Annotated in this window: 17 protein-coding genes and 1 pseudogene; 8 read left to right on the top strand and 10 right to left on the bottom strand. The window is 69.1% G+C overall.

The window, feature by feature from the left end:
• The first annotated feature begins 78 nt into the window (after positions 1 to 78).
• Together ACP694_RS01125 and ACP694_RS01120 are read left to right on the top strand one after the other, a co-directional pair.
• Entirely contained in the window at positions 79 to 408 is a 330-nt protein-coding gene (locus ACP694_RS01125; RefSeq protein WP_426009770.1) for a DUF6481 family protein, read from the top strand.
• Between the two features lie 67 nt (positions 409 to 475).
• Positions 476 to 1,267 carry a TSUP family transporter gene (locus ACP694_RS01120; RefSeq protein ID WP_426009769.1) on the top strand — a complete coding sequence of 264 codons (792 nt, stop codon included), beginning with the start codon at positions 476 to 478 and terminating at the stop codon, positions 1,265 to 1,267.
• A gap of 35 nt (positions 1,268 to 1,302) precedes the next feature.
• Here the strand turns inward: ACP694_RS01120 and smc are convergent, their stop codons facing one another.
• From smc to ACP694_RS01095, 5 genes are all read right to left on the bottom strand, one after another.
• Positions 1,303 to 4,749 (bottom strand): chromosome segregation protein SMC, encoded by a 3,447-nt coding sequence (gene smc, locus ACP694_RS01115; RefSeq protein ID WP_426009767.1) that lies wholly within the window; start codon positions 4,747 to 4,749, stop codon positions 1,303 to 1,305.
• Between the two features lie 16 nt (positions 4,750 to 4,765).
• Positions 4,766 to 5,419, bottom strand: coding sequence for a DsbA family protein (locus tag ACP694_RS01110; protein ID WP_426009766.1), 654 nt, complete (start codon positions 5,417 to 5,419; stop codon positions 4,766 to 4,768).
• On the bottom strand, positions 5,416 to 6,048 hold the full coding sequence (locus ACP694_RS01105) for a DsbA family protein (RefSeq protein ID WP_426009765.1): 633 nt from the start codon (positions 6,046 to 6,048) through the stop codon (positions 5,416 to 5,418). Before ACP694_RS01105 ends, ACP694_RS01110 begins: the two co-directional genes overlap by 4 nt.
• 136 nt (positions 6,049 to 6,184) lie before the next feature.
• Positions 6,185 to 6,589, bottom strand: coding sequence for a hypothetical protein (locus ACP694_RS01100; RefSeq protein ID WP_426009763.1), 405 nt, complete (start codon positions 6,587 to 6,589; stop codon positions 6,185 to 6,187).
• 86 nt (positions 6,590 to 6,675) lie between these two features.
• Positions 6,676 to 7,221, bottom strand: coding sequence for a DUF721 domain-containing protein (locus tag ACP694_RS01095; RefSeq protein WP_426009761.1), 546 nt, complete (start codon positions 7,219 to 7,221; stop codon positions 6,676 to 6,678).
• A 53-nt stretch (positions 7,222 to 7,274) separates the two neighbouring features.
• Between ACP694_RS01095 and mutY the strand changes: the two genes are divergently transcribed.
• Complete coding sequence (mutY, locus tag ACP694_RS01090) at positions 7,275 to 8,327, top strand: A/G-specific adenine glycosylase (protein WP_426009760.1); 1,053 nt, start codon at positions 7,275 to 7,277, stop codon at positions 8,325 to 8,327.
• A 32-nt stretch (positions 8,328 to 8,359) separates the two neighbouring features.
• Here mutY and ACP694_RS01085 read toward each other — a convergent pair whose 3' ends face one another.
• Positions 8,360 to 9,436, bottom strand: a complete 1,077-nt coding sequence (locus tag ACP694_RS01085) for a site-specific DNA-methyltransferase (protein ID WP_426009758.1) — start codon at positions 9,434 to 9,436, stop codon at positions 8,360 to 8,362.
• A gap of 202 nt (positions 9,437 to 9,638) precedes the next feature.
• Here ACP694_RS01085 and ACP694_RS01080 point away from each other — a divergent pair, with 202 nt between their 5' ends.
• Positions 9,639 to 10,244: a dihydrofolate reductase family protein gene (locus tag ACP694_RS01080; protein ID WP_426009756.1), complete on the top strand. Its 606-nt coding sequence runs from the start codon at positions 9,639 to 9,641 to the stop codon at positions 10,242 to 10,244.
• Here ACP694_RS01080 and ACP694_RS01075 read toward each other — a convergent pair.
• The 4 genes from ACP694_RS01075 to ACP694_RS01060 all read right to left on the bottom strand — a co-directional run bounded on the left by ACP694_RS01075 (position 10,241) and on the right by ACP694_RS01060 (position 13,149).
• Positions 10,241 to 10,888, bottom strand: coding sequence for a ribonuclease HII (locus ACP694_RS01075; protein ID WP_426011260.1), 648 nt, complete (start codon positions 10,886 to 10,888; stop codon positions 10,241 to 10,243). The genes ACP694_RS01080 and ACP694_RS01075 overlap by 4 nt on opposite strands.
• Before the next feature lie 107 nt (positions 10,889 to 10,995).
• Positions 10,996 to 11,505, bottom strand: a complete 510-nt coding sequence (locus ACP694_RS01070) for a hypothetical protein (RefSeq protein ID WP_426009754.1) — start codon at positions 11,503 to 11,505, stop codon at positions 10,996 to 10,998.
• A gap of 34 nt (positions 11,506 to 11,539) precedes the next feature.
• The gene (locus ACP694_RS01065) at positions 11,540 to 12,127 is read right to left on the bottom strand and encodes a DNA-3-methyladenine glycosylase I (RefSeq protein ID WP_426009752.1); all 588 of its coding nucleotides are present in this window, start codon (positions 12,125 to 12,127) and stop codon (positions 11,540 to 11,542) included.
• A 134-nt stretch (positions 12,128 to 12,261) separates the two neighbouring features.
• A complete protein-coding gene (locus tag ACP694_RS01060) occupies positions 12,262 to 13,149 on the bottom strand; it encodes a YgfZ/GcvT domain-containing protein (protein ID WP_426009750.1) in 888 nt (295 codons plus the stop codon).
• 109 nt (positions 13,150 to 13,258) lie between these two features.
• Here ACP694_RS01060 and ACP694_RS01055 point away from each other — a divergent pair, with 109 nt between their 5' ends.
• The 4 genes and pseudogenes from ACP694_RS01055 to ACP694_RS01040 all read left to right on the top strand — a co-directional run bounded on the left by ACP694_RS01055 (position 13,259) and on the right by ACP694_RS01040 (position 19,112).
• Positions 13,259 to 14,431, top strand: a complete 1,173-nt coding sequence (locus ACP694_RS01055) for a glycosyltransferase family 9 protein (RefSeq protein WP_426009749.1) — start codon at positions 13,259 to 13,261, stop codon at positions 14,429 to 14,431.
• A gap of 167 nt (positions 14,432 to 14,598) precedes the next feature.
• Positions 14,599 to 15,566 (top strand): annotated as a pseudogene (locus ACP694_RS01050) (amidohydrolase family protein); the annotation flags it as partial.
• 73 nt (positions 15,567 to 15,639) lie between these two features.
• Positions 15,640 to 17,436 carry a feruloyl-CoA synthase gene (locus ACP694_RS01045; protein ID WP_426009747.1) on the top strand — a complete coding sequence of 599 codons (1,797 nt, stop codon included), beginning with the start codon at positions 15,640 to 15,642 and terminating at the stop codon, positions 17,434 to 17,436.
• A gap of 134 nt (positions 17,437 to 17,570) precedes the next feature.
• The gene (locus ACP694_RS01040) at positions 17,571 to 19,112 is read left to right on the top strand and encodes an acetolactate synthase large subunit (protein WP_426009745.1); all 1,542 of its coding nucleotides are present in this window, start codon (positions 17,571 to 17,573) and stop codon (positions 19,110 to 19,112) included.
• Positions 19,113 to 19,204 lie beyond the last annotated feature (92 nt).

Genomic DNA, 19,204 nt, shown 5'->3' with positions numbered 1-19,204 from the left:
CATTTGCGCCGGGATCGTCATTGCTTTTCGCGGCGTTTTGGGGTCTTAGAAGCGCACTTTCCACCAACCAGAAGATTCATGTCGCAACTGAAAAACACCGGCTTCGCCGATCGCATCACCGCCGCCGCTGACGCCAAGAAGGCGATGCTGGCCAAGATGAAGCCGAAGCCCACCGTCACCGACCCCAACTTCGAGCAGCGTCACGTCGAGCGTGAAGCCGAGCTGGAAGCGGTCCGCGCCGCCCGCGCCGCCGTCAAGGAAGCCGCCCGCCAGGACGTTCTGGCGCGCGAGGAAGCCGCCTTGGCCGAGAAGCGCGCCGACCGCAAGGAGCGCAAGGCGCTGTCGGCCTCCGAGCAGAAGATCGCTCGCGACGCCAAGTACGCCGCCCGCAAGGCACGCCAGAAATAATTGACTGAACGGGCCTGGTCGCGTGGTCCTGGCCCCGTCGCGGGCGGACCTCGCGAGGGCCTTAGCCATGCATGTCGATCTGGGTCTGCTGGCGACGATGTTCGCCGTGGCGGCGATCGCCGGCGCTTTCGACGCTATCGCTGGCGGCGGCGGCCTTCTGACCGTCCCGGCCTTGCTGCTGACCGGCATGAGCCCAGTCATGGCGCTGGGCACCAACAAGCTGCAGGGCGCCGTCAGCGCCATCTCCTCGACCAGCGCCTTCGCCCGGCGCGGCCTGATCGACTGGAAGACAGCCCTGCCGGTCGCCGCCTGCGCCGCTGTCGCCGGCCTGGCCGGGGCCCTGTGCGTCAGCCTGCTGTCGCCCCGCGCGTTGGCGGCCTTGGTCCCGATCCTGCTGATCGTTATCGCCCTCTATTTCGGCCTGTCGCGTGGCCTGAAGGGCGAGGACGCCCATCCGCGCGTCACCGTGCCGGTCTTCGCCTTCTGCGTGGCGCCGCTGATCGGCTTCTATGACGGGATTTTCGGACCTGGAGCGGGGGCCTTCTACATGGCGGCTATCGTCACCCTGCTGGGCTACGGCGCGCTGAAGGCCACGGCCCACACCAAGCTGGCCAATGCAGCCTCGAACCTGGGCAGCCTGAGCCTGTTCATCTGGAAGGGCGCGGTGGTGTGGCCCATCGGCCTGACCATGGCGGTCGGGGCGTTCATCGGGGCGCAGATCGGCTCGCGGCTCGCCATGAGGTTCGGCGCCAAGCTTATCCGGCCGCTGCTGGTGGTGATGTCGTGCGCCATGGCGGTGAAGCTGCTGAGCGATCCGGGGAACCCGCTGCGGCATGCGGTGCTGGGGCTGCTTCACTAATATAAGGTCCTCCTCCTGTGGGGGAGGAATTGCCCCTACTGCGCCGCCACCAACTGCTCGGCCGTGCTCAAGTCCACGCTCACCAGCTGGCTCACCCCCCGCTCGGCCATGGTCACCCCGAACAGCCGGTCCATGCGGCTCATCGTCACCGGATTGTGCGTAATCGCGATGAACCGGGTCTTCGTCCGCCGCCGCATCTCGTCGAGCATGTTGCAATAGCGGTCGACATTGGCGTCATCCAGCGGCGCGTCGACCTCGTCGAGCACGCAGATCGGCGCCGGGTTGGCCAGGAAGACGCCGAAGATCAGGGCGCTGGCGGTCAGGGCCTGCTCGCCGCCGCTCATCAGGCTCATGCTGGCCATGCGCTTGCCGGGCGGGCAGGCGAAGATTTCCAGGCCGGCCTCCAGCGGATCGTCGTTCTCGACCAGCCGCAGCTCGGCCTGACCACCGCCGAACAGGGCCTGGAAGAGGGTCTGGAAGTGGCCGTTGATCACCTCGAAGGCGGCCAGCAGCCGCTCGCGGCCCTCGGCGTTCAGCTCTTCGATGCCGGCCCGCAGCTTGCTCACCGCGCCCGACAGGTCGGCGCGCTCGGTGCGCATGGTCTCTAAGCGGGCGGCATATTCGTTGGCTTCCTCCTCAGCCCGCAGATTGACGGGCCCGATGGCGTCGCGCTCGCGTTCAAGGGCGAAGAGATGGGCCTCGACCCCGGCGGCGTCCTTGGGCACAGCGATGGCCTCGCCCGACAGTTGACGGCCCAGCTCCTCGGGCTCCATGCGGGCCTGGTCGCGGATGTGGCCAGCGACCTCGGCAAAGCGCTCGCGGGCCCCGTCCAGGCGGGCGACCAGGGCGGCGCGCTTTTCGCGCGCGTCGCTGGCGGCCTGCTCAGCGGCGCGGGCCGCGCGGTCGGCGGTCAGTCGGTCGGTCTCGGCGGTCTCCAAGGCGTCGGAAGCCCTTGCCCGGCGATCCTCGGCGGCGGCGAACTGCTCGACGATCACCACCAGCTTCTCGGCCAGCACGGTCGGCGCCTCGCGGGCGGCCTCCAGCGCGACGACGGCCTTCAGGCGGTCGGCGTCCAGGCTTTGCTCGCGCCGGCTCGAGGCCTCGCGGCGCTTGGTCCAGTCGCCGTGGTCGCGTTCCAGGGTCTCCAGGCGGCGCTGGCGGCCGGCGGTCTCGCGGGTCTCCTGGTCGCGGGCCGAGCGAGCGGCGGCGGCGGCCTCGCGGGCGGCGCTCGCGGCGTGGCGGGCGGCGGCCAACTGCGGGGCCAGGTCGGCGACGGCCTCGGCGGCGGCGCTTTCGGCGCGGACGGCGGCCAGGGCGGTGTCTGCCTCGACGCGCTCGGCCTCGAAGCGGACGATGGTGTCGTCCAGCGACTGGGCCCGGGCTTCGCGCTGGGCGGCCTCGCGTTCGTATCGGGTCACGATCTCGCGAGCGCCCGTCAACAGGCGCTCGGCGTCGGGCGGACCGCGGCGTTTATCGCGTAAAGCCTCTTCCACCGTGCGCAGGGCGTCGGCTGCGGTCTTCAAGACAGCGGTCGTGGCCTCGGCGCGCGGGGCGACCTGGTCGATCTCGGCCTCGACCTCGGCCAGGCGGGTGCGCTGCTCCAGGCGGACGGCGGCGGGCTTGGGCGCGTTGGCGCGGGCCACGAAACCGTCCCAGCGCCACAGGTCGCCGTCCTTGGACACCAGCCGCGCCCCGACCGGCAGGCCCTTGGCCAGGCGGTCGCCATCGGTCCGCGCCACCACCGCCACATATGACAGACGGGCGGCCAGTTCGGGCGGGGCCTTGATCAGTGGGGCCAGGGGCGTGGCGCCTTCGGGCCAGGCGACGGCGGAAGCTTCGCCGCCAGCCCAGAATGACGGCGCGCGGGAATCGAGGGCGGCTTCCAGGTCGTCGCCAAGCGCGGCCGCTAGGGCGGCGCCATAGCCCTTGTCGGGCGTCACGGCGTCCAAGGCTGGCGAGAAGCCGCTCTTGGCGCGGGGCGCGGTCAGTTGGGCCAGGCCTCGGGCCTCGGTGCGCAAGCGGCCCAGTTGGTCCTCGACCTTGCGCGCCAGATCGCGGGCCTGGGCCTCGGCGGCGGCGGTCTTTCCGCGGGCAGTCTCTGCCTCCTCCAGCGCAGCGCGGGCGGCGGCGAGACCCGCCTCTGCGTTGGCGAAGCGCTGACGGGCCTCGGCGGCGGCGGGATCGACCTCGGGACCGACAGCGGCGCGCTCGGCCTTGGCCTGGTCGAGGGCGCGAACCGTGCGGGCCAGCCGGCTCTCGGCCTCGGCCAGGCGCTGGGCGGCGGCGCGCGCGCGGGCGTCTTCGGCGGCGGCGCGGGCCGCTAGCTGCTCGACCTCGGCGTCAGCCTTGGCGCGAGCCTCTTCGGCGGCCTGGGCGGCGGCGGCCAGTTCGGGGCCTCGGGCGGGCGCGGCGGCGATCTCCTCCCGTAGTTGGGTCAGGTCAGCGTCGAGGCGCGCCAACGCCTGGACGGCGTCCTGCAGGCCCTGCGCCTCACGGGTCCGGTCGTCGTCGATGCGCGCCAGGTCGGCCGACAACCGCTCGAATTCGGCGGCGGCGGCTTGCGCCTCGCGCTCGGCCCGGTCCTTCTGGATCGCCAGTTGGCCGAGGATCGCCTGGGCGATCGAGGCTTCCTCGCGCAGCGGCGGCATGGCCGTCTCGGCGTTCAGGATCGCGGTCTGGGCCGTGGCGGCCGCGCGGGCGGTGTCTTCGACGCTGCGCGCGGCGTCGGTGGCGTCGCTCTGGGTGCGGTTGAGGTTGTCGCGCGCCTCGGTCCAGCGGGCATAGAGCACGGCGCCCTGCACGGCGCGAATCTCTGACGACAGGCGCTTGTACTTCTCGGCCTGCCTCGCTTCCCGACGAAGCCGGTTCAGGGCGACCTCCAACTCTCGCGCCACGTCATCGAGGCGCGTCAGATTGGTCTCGGCGGCGCGCAGCCGCAACTCCGCCTCATGCCGGCGGGTGTGCAGGCCCGAAACCCCGGCCGCCTCTTCCAGAATGCGGCGACGGTTCTGCGGCTTGGCGCCGATCAGTTCGCTGATCTGGCCCTGGCGGACCAAGGCCGGCGAATTGGCCCCGGTCGAGGCGTCGGCGAACAGCAGCTGGACGTCCCGCGCCCGCACCTCGCGGCCATTGATGCGGTAGGTCGAGCCCTCGCCGCGGTCGATGCGGCGCACCACTTCCAGGGTCGGATCATCATTGAACTGGGCCGGCGCGGTGCGGTCGCTGTTGTCGATGGTCAGGGTGACGTCGGCGTGGTTACGGGCCGGGCGACCGCCGCTGCCGGCGAAAATCACGTCGTCCATGCCGCCCGCGCGCATGGCCTTGGCCGAATTGGCCCCCATCACCCAGCGCAGGGCTTCCAACAGGTTGGACTTGCCGCAGCCATTGGGTCCGACAACGCCCGTCAGACCCGGTTCGATCCGGAATTCGGTCGGTTCGACGAAGGACTTGAATCCCGAAAGGCGCAGGCGCTGGAACTGCACGGCCCGCGCCCTCCCCTCAGGCCTTGGCTGTCTTGCCGGCCGCCTTGTCGATGGCGGTCGCCAGGTCCTCGATCGATTGGCCGCCTTCGAAGCGCTGGCCATTGACGAAGAAGGTCGGGGTTACCTGCACCTGGTCGCGCTCGGCGGCTTTCTCGACCCGACCATTGATGGCGGCCAGCGCGGCCTTGTCCTGCAAGGCGGCGGTGAACTGGGCCTCGGTGAGGCCAAAGCTCTTGCCGATCTTCAGCAGTCCGCCCCACAGGTCTTCGCTCTTGTAGATGGCGTCCTGCTGGTGGAACACCGCGTCGAGAACCTGGAAATACCGGGCCGGACCCACGCGCCGGGCCAGTAGATAGCCGGCGGCGGCGAACTGGAAGGGCTCGGTCAGGAATTCCCGGAACACATAGCGCACCTTGCCCGTGTCGATGAACCGCGCCTTGAGGACCGGGAACACCTCGTTGTTCCAACGGGCGCAGTGGGTGCAGGACAGCGAGGCATATTCCACCACCTGCACCTTGGCCTTGGCGTCCCCGAGGGCCATGTCGCCGTCGGCCGGCGGCAAGGGCGCGGCGCGCGCGATCGTCGGGATGGCGATCACCGCCACGCCCGAGGCCGACCAGCCCAAGGCAGGCAGGCCCGTACCGATCAGCGCGCGCCGGTCGAGGATCATTTCGCGGCGGCCTCGGCGATGGCCGCGTCCAGTTCGACCAGCGAAGCCTCGCCGCCGTCGTCGCCATGGATCTTCTTGCCATTGACCACGAAGGTCGGGGTGCCGGTGATGTTGGCGTCCTTGCCGTATTTCTCGACGCGGGCGTTCAGGGCCTTCAGCGCCTTCTCGTCGTTGACGCAGGCGTTGAACTGCGCCTCGTTCATGCCCGACGACTGGGCGATGCGCAGCAGGCTGCCGCGATAGTCGCCCGTGGTGAACATCTCTTCCTGCGAGCGGTAGATCGAGTCCAGCACCTGGAAATACTTGTCCTTGCCGGCGCAGCGGGCCAGCAGGAAGCCGGCGGCGGCCAGTTGCGGCGGGTTGGTCAGGAACTCGCGATAGACGTAGTTGATCTTGCCGGTGTCGATATATTTCGACTTGAAGGCCGGGAACACCTCGTTGTTCCAGCGACCGCAGTGGATGCACGAGGCCGAGGCATATTCCACGACCGTCACCTTGGCCTTCGGATTGCCCAGGGTCATGTCGTCGGCGTTGCTCGTCTCGGCCTTGTTGCCACAGCCCGAAAGCGCGACGGCCACGGAGGCGGAGAGGGCGACGACGGTCAGGAGCCGGCGGGTCAGCGGACGCATGGTCGATCTTCCTTGAACAGGCTGGAACAGCAGAGTTAAGCGCGATTCTTTAGGCGCGTGAAAAGGGCGCGGATAAGGCCTTGGCAGAAGCGCAATCAGGGCCGGGTTGTCAATCTCGGGATCGGTTCAGGCCTACTCACCAGGCGCCCATCGGCGTTCCGCGCGCCCGCCAAGCCTCGAGTTCATTGTCGGGCAGGGCAGTCACTGCCTTGATCCCATCATCGGTGTCGCTGAGGAGATAGACATGCTCCCAAGCAATGATCGTCTGGCCTTCCGCGTCCAGGATCTGGTCGGCGGTGCGGACACATGCCGTGCTCGGGGTTAGGGGCGTGAAGTCCAGCACGCGCTTGGTCGCCTTGGCCATCCCCTGATATTTGTAGAAGGCGCACAGGCCCGCAGTGTTGAGTCGGAACTGCTCGGCGTCGAGGGCCGCGCGCTTGCCGCGCCCGACGATGTGGGCCGGATAGGCCCAGAGGTCATTCACGGCATCAACGTCGAAGCGACTGAACGCGGCTGCATATTCCTGAAAAAAGGTATTCACCTGAGCCGCCGTCATCCAAATTCCCCCTGCCTTGGTATCTGCGGGACAGGAGACATCCAGGTCACGGAAAAGGCAAACGACCCAGCTTAAGACGGCTCGTTGCGCAGCACGCCACGCCCCAGCTTCAGCAGGGCGTCCTTCAGCCCGCCTTCGGGCTGGCCGGCCAGGCTGTCGGCCAGGTCGCGCTCTTGGGCGGCGTCGAGCGGCGGCTTGCGGCGCGGACGCTGCGGGGCGGCGCTGGCCTGGACCTTCACCGGCCCCTGGACGATGCGCAGCCTGGTCACCGCGCCCTTGCCCAGCAGCAGGTCCAGCCTCTGGGTGATCTGCGGGGCCTGGTGCTGGATCAACGAGGCCACGGGGCCGTCGACCCGCAACTCCAGCGTGCCGCCTTCTCCCGGCGTGCGGCTCTTGATCACCCGCACGGGCTCGGTGCGCCGGGCCAGGGTCTCGCCGACGATCTCGCGCCAGCGGGTCTGCAGCAGGGCCGGCCCCTGGCCGAACTTGGCGTCGAGTTCCTTGATCAGCGGCGCCAGCGACTTGCCGGCCGGCGGGGGGCTGCGAAACTGCGGCCGCGTGCGACGGCGCTTGAGGATCGCCAGGGCTTCTTCCGCAGTGGGCAGGGGACGGCGCATGGGGGAGGATAGCAGGCCCTCCCATTCCACCCAAGGATTTGCCATAGGAAACGATGCTCGACATCCCCGCCCTCCGCGCCGCCCTGCTGGCCTGGTACGACGCCCAGGCGCGGGACCTGCCTTGGCGCACAGGGCCGGCCGCCGGCAAGGCTGGACAGCGGTCCGACCCCTATCGCGTCTGGCTGTCGGAGGTGATGCTGCAGCAGACCACCGTGCCGCACGCCACGCCCTATTTCCTCGGCTTCATCCAGCGTTGGCCCACCGTGTCGGACTTGGCGGCGGTGGATGACGGCGACCTGATGGCCGCCTGGGCCGGGCTGGGTTACTACGCCCGGGCCCGCAACCTGCTGGCTTGCGCCCGCGCGGTCGCCAACGACCACGGCGGGGTGTTTCCTGATACCGAGGAGGCCCTGCGGGCCCTGCCAGGCGTCGGCGCCTATACCGCCGCAGCGGTGGCGGCGATCGCCTTCGATCGCGAGGCCAATGTGGTCGACGGCAATGTCGAGCGGGTGATGGCGCGGCTGTTGGCGGTCGAGACGCCCGTGCCCGACGCCAAGCCCGAACTCAAGCGCCTGGCCGGCGATCTGGTCACGGGCGAGCGCCCCGGCGACTGGGCCCAGGCCCTGATGGACCTGGGCGCGACGGTCTGCCGGCCCAAGAGCCCGCTCTGCGCGCTTTGCCCGGTATCGGCTTGGTGCGAGGGCTTGAAGACCGGCTTGCCGGAGACCTTCCCCCGCAAGCTGAAAAAGCCCGCGCGGCCGCATCGGCACGGCGTGGCCTATGTGCTGACGCGCGGCGACCAGACGGCCTTGGTCCGCCGGCCGCCCAAGGGCCTGCTCGGCGGTATGCTCGGCCTGCCGACCAGCGACTGGCGCTCGGAGCCCTGGCTGGACGAAGAAGCCGCCGCCGCCGCACCGGCCGCCGGCGCCTGGCTCGAGTTCGGCACGGTGGATCACGTCTTCACCCACTTCTCCCTGACCCTGCGGGTGCTGCGCGCCGAGACCAACGCCGACGGTGATTTCGTCTGGACCGAGCCGGCGGGGCTGAGCGGCTTGCCGAGCGTGTTCCTCAAAGCGGTGAAAGCGGGGCGCGAGCGGCTGGTCTGATTTCCTTCTCCCGCAGGGGGAGAAGGAAAAACTCAGTTCATCCCCGCCCGGACCTGCGAACGCAGCACGTCGATCGGCGCCAGGCCAGCGTCGGTCTTGAAGTGCCAGTAGGTCCAGCCGTTGCAGGCCGGGGCCGATTGCACCAGGGCGCCGACCTTGTGGATCGAGCCCGACAGGTCGCCCACGGTGATCGAGCCGTCGGCGCGGACCTTGGCGGCGTGCGAGCCCTTGGCGCAGTAGAGGGTGTCGCCCGGATTGAGCAGGCCAGCCTCGACAATATTGCCGAACGGCACGCGGGGCTCGGAGCGCTTGCTGCCCATGACGTCCAGGTCGCCGGGGGCGATCGGCACGACCTTGGCGATGCGGGTCCTGGCGTGTTCGATATAGTCGGTCTCGCGCTCGATGCCGATGAAGCGACGACCCAGGCGCTTGGCGGCCGCGCCGGTGGTCCCCATGCCGAAGAACGGATCCAGGATCACGTCGCCCGGCTTGGTGGTCGACAGGATCACCCGGTAGAGCAGGGCCTCGGGCTTCTGGGTCGGATGCGCTTTATGACCATCAGCCCCCTTGATCCGCTCCTCGCCGGTGCACAGCGGAAGGGTCCAGTCCGAGCGCATCTGCACCTCGTCATTGGCCATCTTCAGGGCGTCGTAATTGAAGGTGTAGCGCTTGGCGCCCTGGCTCTTGGAGGCCCAGATCAGGGTCTCGTGGGCGTTGGCGAAGCGGGTGCCCTTGAAGTTGGGCATCGGGTTGGACTTGCGCCAGATCACGTCGTTGAGAATCCAGAAGCCCAGGTCCTGCACGGCCACGCCGACCCGGAAGATGTTGTGATAACTGCCGATCACCCAGATCGCGCCGTCGTCCTTCAGCACCCGGCGGGCGGCCGTCAGCCAGTCGCGGGTGAACTTGTCATAGGCGGCGAAGCTTTCGAACTGGTCCCAGTGGTCGTCGACCGCGTCGACCTTGGAATTGTCGGGCCGCAGCAGGTCGCCTCCCAGCTGCAGATTATAGGGTGGATCGGCGAAGATCAGGTCCACGGACTTCTCGGGCAGGGCGTTCATCGCCTCGATGCAGTCGCCTTGGATGATGGTTTCGGGTCCGAAGGACATGGCCGCTTTCCGTCAAAAACACTGAGCGGAATCATGAGTCTTGATGGTTACGCGTCGGTGAACGGGCATGGTTACCCGCCTGTTAACCCCGACCGAAACCTGTGAACGAGTCCAATTAGACTCAAAATCCATCGGTTCGACGGGCGAGCGCTTGATGTTCTTGTATTGTTCTGAAATGATTTCGGGGCACAGCGAGGATGCGATGGCGCTCATTCGAGGATATGTCGCCGCCAGCCTGGACGGCTTCGTGGCGGACGCGGCGGGCGATGTCGACTGGCTGGCGCCCTACGCGGCGGCGGACGGCGGTCATCGTGATTTCCTGGGACAGGTCGGCACGGTGGTGATGGGTCGGCGCACCCATGACCAGCTTTCGAGCCTCGGCGTCGGCTGGCCCTATCCCGACAAGCGCGGTCTTGTGGTGACGTCCGGGCGCGGGGCCAGCGTCCATCATGGCGTGCGGTTCTGGACCGCAGGGCTGCCAGCCTTGATCGCCTATCTACGGGTCCTCGACGACGGCGACGCCTGGGTGGTGGGCGGCGCCACGCTGTTGGCGGCGATGATCGAGGCGCGGGCTTTGGACCGGTTGGAACTGCTGGTCGCGCCGCTGTTGCTGGGTGAGGGTCTGCGGCTGTTTCCGGCGAAGGCGCCTGGGCTGAAGAACATGACACTGAACCGCGTCGAGGCCTTGGGCCGCGGCATGGTGCGACTGGACTATGGGTTGAACTACAAGCCGGTCCGGAAGCCCTTCGCCCGACCCCAACGTCCGCCCATCCCGGCTTTCGCGGAGAGCAGCGGAGTTCTGGGCTAAGTTTCCAGCCCGTCGTCGAAAGCCTCGTTGAACGGGACACCGCCGAAATCCAGTTCTCGCGCCAGGGCCAACTTGACCGGCGCCCAGGCCATGCGGTGGATCGGCGAGGGGCCCAGCCTGCGCAGGCCCTCGACATGGCAGGCGGCGTGATAGCCCTTGTGGCCGGCGAAGCCGTAGCCGGGGTGCAAGGCGTCCATCTCGATCATGATCTTGTCTCGAGCTTGTTTGGCCAGGATCGAGGCGGCGGCGATCGAGCAGGACAGGCTGTCGCCCTTGACCACGGTCTTGATCGGGCAGGGCAGCTTGAAACGGTAATTGCCGTCGACCAGGGCGATGTCGGGCTTGACCGCCATGCCCTCGATGGCCCGGCACATGGCCAGGCCGGCGGCGTGCAGGATGTTGAGCTCGGCGATCTCCTCGATGCTGGCCAGGCCCACGCACCAGGCGATGGCGACCTGCTTGATCTCGATCTCCAGCGTGGCGCGTTGCTTGGCGCTCAGCTTCTTGGAATCGTTGAGGCCCTTGGGCACCCGCTTGGGATCGAGGATCACCGCCGCCGCGCTGACCGGACCGGCCCACGGACCACGCCCGGCCTCGTCCACACCGCACACCAGGCCGGGGCCGCAGGCGGCCTCCAGCATCATGTCGGGGCCTGTCAGGGCCTTGGCGGCGGACTTGGGCGGCTTGATCACGACGGCGGTCTTAGGGGGTTTCGCCGCGCGAGGGAATCCCGGAGCGACGAGTCTGAGCCCTATTGAACGGCCAGCAGCAAGATTGGCAAGACCGTGCCCAGCACCGCGAGCACCGCAGAAACCTTGCGCAGTCGGCCCTGGGTCAGGCCGATCCACAGTCCCAGCAGCGCCGCGAGCGTCAGCCCCAGCGCCGTGCCCAGGAAGAAGATCTGGACGGCCAGGGTCGAGGGCTCTTTCGCCTCCGCCTTCGGGGCGGCGCTGCTGGCCGCCGCCGCCGGGCCCGCCCCCTCGGGCGGCTTGGCCGCCGGCTCCGCGTTGGGACGGCCCGGCTTGAGCGCGTAGTGCTGATGGATGTGGACCTCGGAGAGTTTCGCGATCACCGACGGCGGCCGGTAGTCGGCGCCGTGCGCCTCGTGCAGGCCAAACAGCTGCAGCGCGCCGGTCAGGGCGAAGAACAGGATCGACGGCGCGAAGAACACCGCCAGATAGAGGTGCAGGTCGCGCAGGGTCCGGGGCGTGGGCCAAGGGCGCGCGGGCGCGCGGTCCGCTGGGGTCTTTGAGTCGCTCAAGGGAGTCTCCACCGCATGGAAGGTCGCGCCATGGCTAACGCGCCAGCTTGCGACATGCCTCATGCCGAAAGCAGGTCGTGAAGTGGTCGTTGACCAGCCCCGTGGCCTGCAGGAAGGCGTAGACGATCACCGGGCCGCAATATTTGTAGCCCTTGGCTTTGAGCATCTTGGCCATGTCGACCGCCAGGGGCGTCTGTGTGGGAAGGCCGGTGGCGGCGGTCCACTGGCCTTGGATCGGGGCGCCGCCGACCATGTCCCAGAGCAGGGTCCCCAGGTCCTCGCCGCGATCGCGCATGTCGCAATAGATCTTGGCGCCGGAGATCGCCGCGTCGATCTTGCCGTTCGAGCGGATGATGCCGGCGTCGCTCATCAGCCGAGCGCGGTCGGAGTCGCCGAACCGGGCCACCGTATCGGGGTCGAAGTTGGCGAAGGCGGCGCGGAAGGCCTCGCGCTTGCGCAGGATGGTGATCCACGACAGCCCAGCCTGGAAGCCGTCCAGCACCAGCTTCTCCCACAGGGCGCGGGAATCGTACTCCGGCACGCCCCATTCCTCGTCGTGATAGGCCTCGTAGAACGGGTCGCCGTTCATGCCGCGCCAAGTGCAGCGTTGGATCTCGCTCATGGGCCGTAGCTTGGCCGAACTCACAGGCGATTTCCAGAACTTTTCAGGAACAGCCCCGCGAGCCGCGCGATCCAAACTGGACCTCATCCTGAACCTGTTGAAGAACGGGGCTTCGCGTTCCGTGCTGAAGTCTTTTAGAGGGCCGGCGTCGATCCCGGAACCCAATCTGGCCGATCCACCGCCACCGCTCGTCCCTCAACCGTCAGCGCGGCGCCCTCGATGCGGTCCAGGCGCAGCAGGGCCATGGCGCGGCCGTCGCGGCCCGACAGCACCTCGCCGGCCCGCAGGGTCCCGGACAGAACCTCAGTCCCGAAGGCGGGCGGCGGGCCGTCGAAGGTTATCGGCAGCATCCGGGTCTTGATCACCCCCCGCCGCTTCATGCGGCTGGTCGTCTCCTGGCCGACGAAACAGCCCTTCTTGAAGTCGATGCCGTTCAGCAGGTCGAAATCGGCCTCGATCGGGTAGGTCTTGTCGGTCGCCCAGTCGGCCGGGCCAGGGACGCCGAGGGCCAGGCGGTGGGCGTCGTAATCGTCCTCGGCGGCGGTGTGTGGAAGGTTGTTCGCATAAGACCTGGCGCCAAGCGACGGCAGGCGCGGGTCCTGGAACCAGCCCCCTGCCGCTCCTCCCGGCGAATGCCGGGACCCAGATTCATCCTGGGTCTCTTGCACCTCATGATCTGGACCCCGGCGTTCACCGGGCTGAGCGGAGAACTGTGCAAAGACCGAAAGCTCGCTCGCCGCCAGATCCACCTTGGCCCGCAGCCTGTACATCGTCAGCCGCGTCAAGATGGCGTCGCGATGCTCGGCGGCGACGTCCAGCAGCACCCCGTCCGCCGTCCCGGCCACGAACAGGTCGTACAGCAGGCGGCCCTGCGGCGTCAGCAGGCCAGTGAAGCGCAGTTCGCCCACGCCCAGGGTCTCGATCTCCTGGCTCAGCAGGCCGTTCAGGAAGCTTTTGGCGTCGATGCCCGAAACGGCGATCACGGCGCGGCTGGGGAGGGGGGCGATGACGGTCTGGCTCATGGCCCACATGTGGCCCGCCGGACGCGGTCGCGCCAGTCCCTGTCGGCGCGGAAAGCTGAGCCGTTATCGAGGGATGCGCCGACTCGCCTGTGGCCCTATACATGCACCGATGACACAGCGGGCCTTCCCGATTCTCTTCATCACCGCCACGCGGATCGGCGACGCCGTGCTTTCGTCTGGCCTGATCCGGATGCTGGCCGACCAGGTTCCCAACGCCCGCTTCACTATCGTCGCCGGACCGCTCGCCGCCCCCCTGTTCGCCCATGTTCCCGGTCTGGACCGGGTGATCGTCATGGAAAAGAGCAAGGGCAAGGGCCACTGGTTCAAGCTGTGGAACCAGGTGCGCCACAAGAAGTGGGGCCTGATCGTCGACCTGCGCGGGTCCGGCACGGCGCTCTTCCTGCGCCGCGACAAGCGGGCGATCTGGAAGAAGTCGCCCGGCGAGCCGGTGCACAAGGTGATCGACGCCGCCCGGGTGCTGAAGCTGGAAGGCGATCCGCCGCCGCCGCACCTCTACATCACCCCCGAGGTCCAGGCCCTGGCCGATCAGATGCTCAGCCCGCGCGCCGGCGACCCGACGGGCCCGCTCCTGGCGGTCGGCCCGGCCGCCAATTGGGTGGGCAAGATCTGGCCGATCGAACGCTTCGCCCAGACCGCCCAGCAACTTCTGGGTCCGCAGGGGCCGCTGGCCGGCGGCCGGCTGCTGATCATGGGCGGCCCCGGCGACAGCCGCATGGTCGAGGAACTGCGCATGGCCTCGGCGCGCGGTCGCTATGTGGACCTGACGGGCAAGGTTGATTTGCTGACCGCCTATGCCGCCCTCAAGCGCGCCGACCTGTTCATCGGCAATGACAGCGGCCTGATGCACATCGCCGCCGCCGCCGGCATCCCCACCATCGGCCTGTTCGGCCCCTCCGACGAGCGCCGCTACGCCCCCTGGGGCGTCAACACCCGGGCGGTGCGCGGACCGCGCTCGCTGGACCAGTTCCTGGCGGTCGACCCAGACCTGTCCCAAGCCATCCGCCACATGAGCGACCTGCCGGTGGCCACGGTGGTGCGGGCCGCCAAGGCGCTGATGGCCCAGGTGAAGGCCGGGGCGCTGGCCGAGGCCCAGGCGGCTTTGAGCGTTGAAGGCGACGCCGAGGAGTTGGCCGTAGAGGACGCGGCGGTGACGCCAGAGCTTTACCCGGTGGTCGAGGATGTCGCGCCGGAACTCGACACGGTTCTCGACGAGGCTTCCGCTCTCTCCGCTCATTCCGACGAAAGTCGGGACCCAAGCTGAGTTTCACGGTGGGCACCGCGCCCGCAACCGCCGACGCCGCTTGGGTCCCGGCTTTCGTCGGAATCAGCGGAATGAATATTGGTCTTGCGAGCCTGGGCCCCCGGACCTAGACCGCCCCAAACCCCCGCAGTAGCGCGCGCCATGACCCAGACCTTCGACCTGATCGCCAGGCCTCGGCGGGAGAGATCTTCGACGCGACCGGCCTGACGCTGCTGCCGGGCGTCATCGACAGCCAGGTCGACTTCCGCGAACCGGACCTGGAGTGGAAGGAAGACCTCGAGAGCGGTTCGCGCGGCGCGGCCCTAGGCGGCGTGGTCGCGGTGTTCGAAATGCCCAACACCGAGCCGACCACCACCGACCACGACGCCCTGGCCGACAAGCTGGCCCGCGCCAAGGGCCGCATGCAAACCGATCACGCCTTCTATGTGGGGGCGACCACGAGAACGCGACCTTCCTAGGCGAGTTGGAGCGCCTGCCCGGCTGCTGCGGGATCAAGGTATTTATGGGCGCCTCGACCGGCTCGCTGCTGGTCCAGGACGACGAGGGCGTCGAGAACGTCGCGGTCACGCCCCAGCACCTGACCCTGGTCGCCCCCGAGGCCTATGGGTGGCTGAAGGGTTTCGCCCAGATGAACCCGCCGATCCGCTCGGCCGAGCACGTGGCCGGCGTTTGGCGCGGCATCGAGACCGGTATGGCCGACGTCCTGGGCAGCGACCACGCGCTCCACACCCGCGAGGAGAAGGCCCGGCCCTATCCGGCCTCGCCCTCCGGCATGCCGGGCGTGCAGACGCTCGTTCCCATCGTGCTGACCCATGTTGTCAATGGCCGGTTGAGCCTGGAGCGCTTCGTCGATCTGACCAGCCATGGCGTCAACCGCATCTTCGGCCTGGCCGACAAGGGCCGCATCGCCGAGGGCTTCGATGCTGACTTCACCATCGTCGACATGAAGGCCCGGCGCACGATCACCTACGACTGGATGGCCACCCGCTCGGGCTGGACGCCGTTCGACGGTTTCGAAGCCAAGGCCTGGCCGGTGGCGACCATCGCGCGCGGCACGGTAGTGATGCGGGACGACGAGATCGTCGCCGAGGGGACTGGGGCGCCGGTTCGGTTCCTGGAGACCCTGGCGGGGTAAAGGTCCTCCCCCTGTGGGCCCCCTGTGGCGGAGGAACGGTTGCGCCGGCCTAGACTTGCGCTAACCTCCCTCCATGGATGGGACATCAGAAACCCAGGCGCGGTTCCGCGACGCCCGCTATGCGCCTCGGGCGCTGGAGGTGGAGCAGCGCGGCGACGTGCTGATCCTGCGCAATCCGACGCCCTATTCCTCGACAATCCAGACCGTGATCGCGCCGCTCGCCCGCTGGGCGGGGCAGGCGCCGCATCGCGTCTGGCTGGCCGAGCGAGACGGCGAAGGCTGGCGGACCGTGACCTATGGCGAGGCGGCGCGGCAAGTCGCCGCCCTGGCCGGCGGACTTTCGACCCTGGGCCTTAAGCGCGGCGACTGCCTGCTGATCCTGGCCCGTAATGGCGTCGACCACGCCCTGATCGGCTACGCAGCCATGAGCCTGGGCGCGGCGATCGCGCCGGTCTCTCCGCAATACGGCCTGAAGGGCGCGGACCTGACCCGTCTGGCCTTCGCCGTTGAACGCCTGAGGCCGGCCATGGTCTATGCCGACGACGCCGAGGCCTTCTCCAACGCCCTGGCGGCGCCGTTCCTGGCGGACCTGCCGGTGATCGCCAGCCGCAACGCCCGGCCTGGCGATGTCGGGTTCGAGAGCCTCTTGAACGCCCAACCCGCCGCGCCGGCTTGCCGCCCCGACGGCGCCGCCAAGCTACTGCTGACCTCCGGCTCGACCGGCCAGCCCAAGGCGGTGATCTGCACCCACGCCAACATCGCCCTGAACGCCGCCCAGATCGCCGCCTGCTACGACGATCCCGAGCCGCCGGTGCTGGTCAATTCCGCGCCCTGGAGCCACAGCCTGGGCGCCAACGCCATCCTGCACATGGTGCTGCACCGGGGTGGGACTCTCTATATCGACGCGGGCCAGCCGGTGGCGGGCAGGTTCGACGAGACCGTCCGCAACCTGCGCGAGGTCGCCACCACCTATCACAACATGGTGCCGGCCGGCTGGGGCCTGCTGGTCGGCGAACTGGAGCGCGATGCGGCCTTGGCGGCCAGGTTCTTCGAGAAGGTCCGGGTGCTGCAATATGGCGGCGCGTCGATGGCCCAGAGCATTCTGGACCGCGTCCAGGCCGTGGCGGTGCGCACCATCGGCGAGCGGGTGACCTTCGCGGCCGGCTATGGCGCCACCGAGACGGGCCCGACGGCCTGCAACATCCATTGGCTCAACGCCCGCTCCGGCATGGTCGGCCTGCCCACGCCGGGCACGGCGGTGAAGCTGGTCCCAGCTCCCGGCGGGCCGGCCGACAAGTTCGAGATCCGGGTCAAGGGCCCGCAGGTCTCGCCCGGCTATCTGGACCAGCCGGAGGCCTCGCGCGACGCCTTTGACGAAGAGGGCTTCTACCGGCTGGGTGACGCCGCGCGGCTGGCTGATCCCTATGACCCTTCGGCCGGCCTGGTGTTCGATGGCCGGCTGGTCGAGAACTTCAAGCTGGCTAGTGGGACCTTCGTGGCGGCCGGAGCGCTGCGAGTGGCGGCGGTGTCAGCGATCGGCGGGGTGGTCTCTGACGCGGTGGTCTGCGGCGAGGGACAGGACGGCGTCGGACTGATGCTGTTCCTGGATCCCAGGGCCTGCGAGCGGCTGGGCGATGCGGCGGCGATGCGCGACGCGGTCCGCATCGGCCTGGAGGGCCTCAACGCCACGGCCAAGGGCGGCGGCAGGGTCGCCCGCGCCCTGATCCTCGACGGCGGGCCGGACGCGGGCTCGGGAGAGCTGACCGACAAGGGCTATATCAACCAGGCCCTGGCGCGCGACCGACGGCCGGCGGAGCTGGCCCGGCTGTTCGCGAGCGAACCGGACGACGGGGTTTTCGTATTCTCTTGAATTGTCATCCCGGACAAGGCCCGAAAGGGCCGCCGATCCGGACCGCCGGAAGCGCGGCGCTCACGCGTCGGTCTCGGAGCTGCGCGCTGGGCGCTTGTCCGGGATCACAGAACTCATGAAGTGAGAACCAAGGCATGAACGGCGCGGACGCCCTGATCACCACCCTGGCCGACAACGGCGTCACCGCCTGTTTCGCCAATCCCGGCACCAGCGAGATGCAGTTCGTCGCGGCCCTGGACCGCGAGCCCCGCATGCGCTCTATCCTGTGCCTGTTCGAGGGGGTGGCGACCGGGGCGGCCGACGGCTATGGGCGGATGACCGGGACGCCGGCCTGCACCCTGCTGCACCTGGGACCGGGCTATGCCAATGGCGCGGCCAATCTGCATAATGCGCGACGGGCGTTCACCCCAATCGTCAATATCATCGGCGACCACGCGACCGGCCATCGCCAGTACGACGCGCCGCTCAATTCCGACATCGCCGCCCTGGCCGCGCCCAACTCGCTGTGGGTCAAGTCGGCCGACAGCGCCGACGCCGTGGGGCCGCTGGCCGCCGAGGCGGTGGCCGCCAGCTTCGGCGCCCCAGGCGGGAACGCCTGCCTGATCCTGCCCGCCGACAGCGCCTGGAACGAGACCAAGGTGGCCGGCCCGGTGACGAAACATCCGAGGCCCAAGACGCCAGACCTGGCGCAGGTAGAACGGGTCGCCGAGGCGCTGAAGGCCGCCGCCAAGCCCGTGCTGCTACTGGGGAGCGTGGCCTGCGGCGAGGGGGGCGTGGCCGCCGCCGGACGGATCGCCGCCACCGGCGTGCGCGTGCTGACCGACACCTTCACCGCCCGCCAGGCGCGCGGCGAAGGACGCTTCCGCCCCGACAAGCTGCCCTATTTCGGCGAGGCGGCGCTGAAGGACCTCGACGGCGTCGATCTGATGATCCTGGTCGGGACCCTCGAGCCGGTAGCCTTTTTCGCCTATCCCGACCGGCCCAGCGTGCTGGTTCCGCAGGGCTGCGCCACCCTGACCCTAAGCGACCGGGGAACCGACGCGGCGGCCGCGCTCGAGGCCCTGGCCGACGCCTTGAACGCCCCGGCCAGGGGGGCGGTCGAGCCCTACGCGCCGCCGACCCCAACGGCCGGAAAGTTCGACGCCTGGGCCATGGGCGCCTCGATCGCCCGCCACATGCCGACCGGCGCGATCATCTCCGACGACGCGGTGACCGCTGGCCTGCCGATCTTCACCCAGACCCGGAACGCGCGCGCTCACGACTGGCTGTCCCTGACCGGCGGCGCGATCGGCCAGGGCGTTCCGCTGGCGATCGGCGCGGCCGTGGCCTGTCCCGACCGCAAGGTCCTGGCGTTGAGCGGCGACGGGGCGGGGATGTACACGGTGCAGGGCTTGTGGACGATCGCCCGCGAGAAGCTGGATGTGACCGTGGTGGTGTTCGCCAATCACGCCTATCGCATCCTCGGCATCGAGATGGGCCGCACGGGCGGCGGGGAGCCTGGTCCGGCCGCGTCACGATTGTTGGACCTTTCCGACCCGCGCATCGACTGGGTGGCCTTGGCCAGCGGTCTGGGCCTGCCGGCTGAGCGGGTGGAGACGGCCGAGGCTTTTGACGAGGCCATGGCCAGGGCCATGCGCGAGCCGGGGCCGCGATTCATCGAGGCGGCGATGCGGTAGGCAAGCGCCGCAGGACGCCCCCTCCGTCGGCTTCGCCGCCACCTCGCCCGTTTCACGGGTGAGGAGAAAGAACCCGCCTCCTCCTCACCCGC

This window comes from Caulobacter sp. DWR2-3-1b2 (genome assembly GCF_049896345.1).
Classification (GTDB): domain Bacteria; phylum Pseudomonadota; class Alphaproteobacteria; order Caulobacterales; family Caulobacteraceae; genus Caulobacter.
This window is presented reverse-complemented; position numbering and strand designations above follow the sequence as displayed.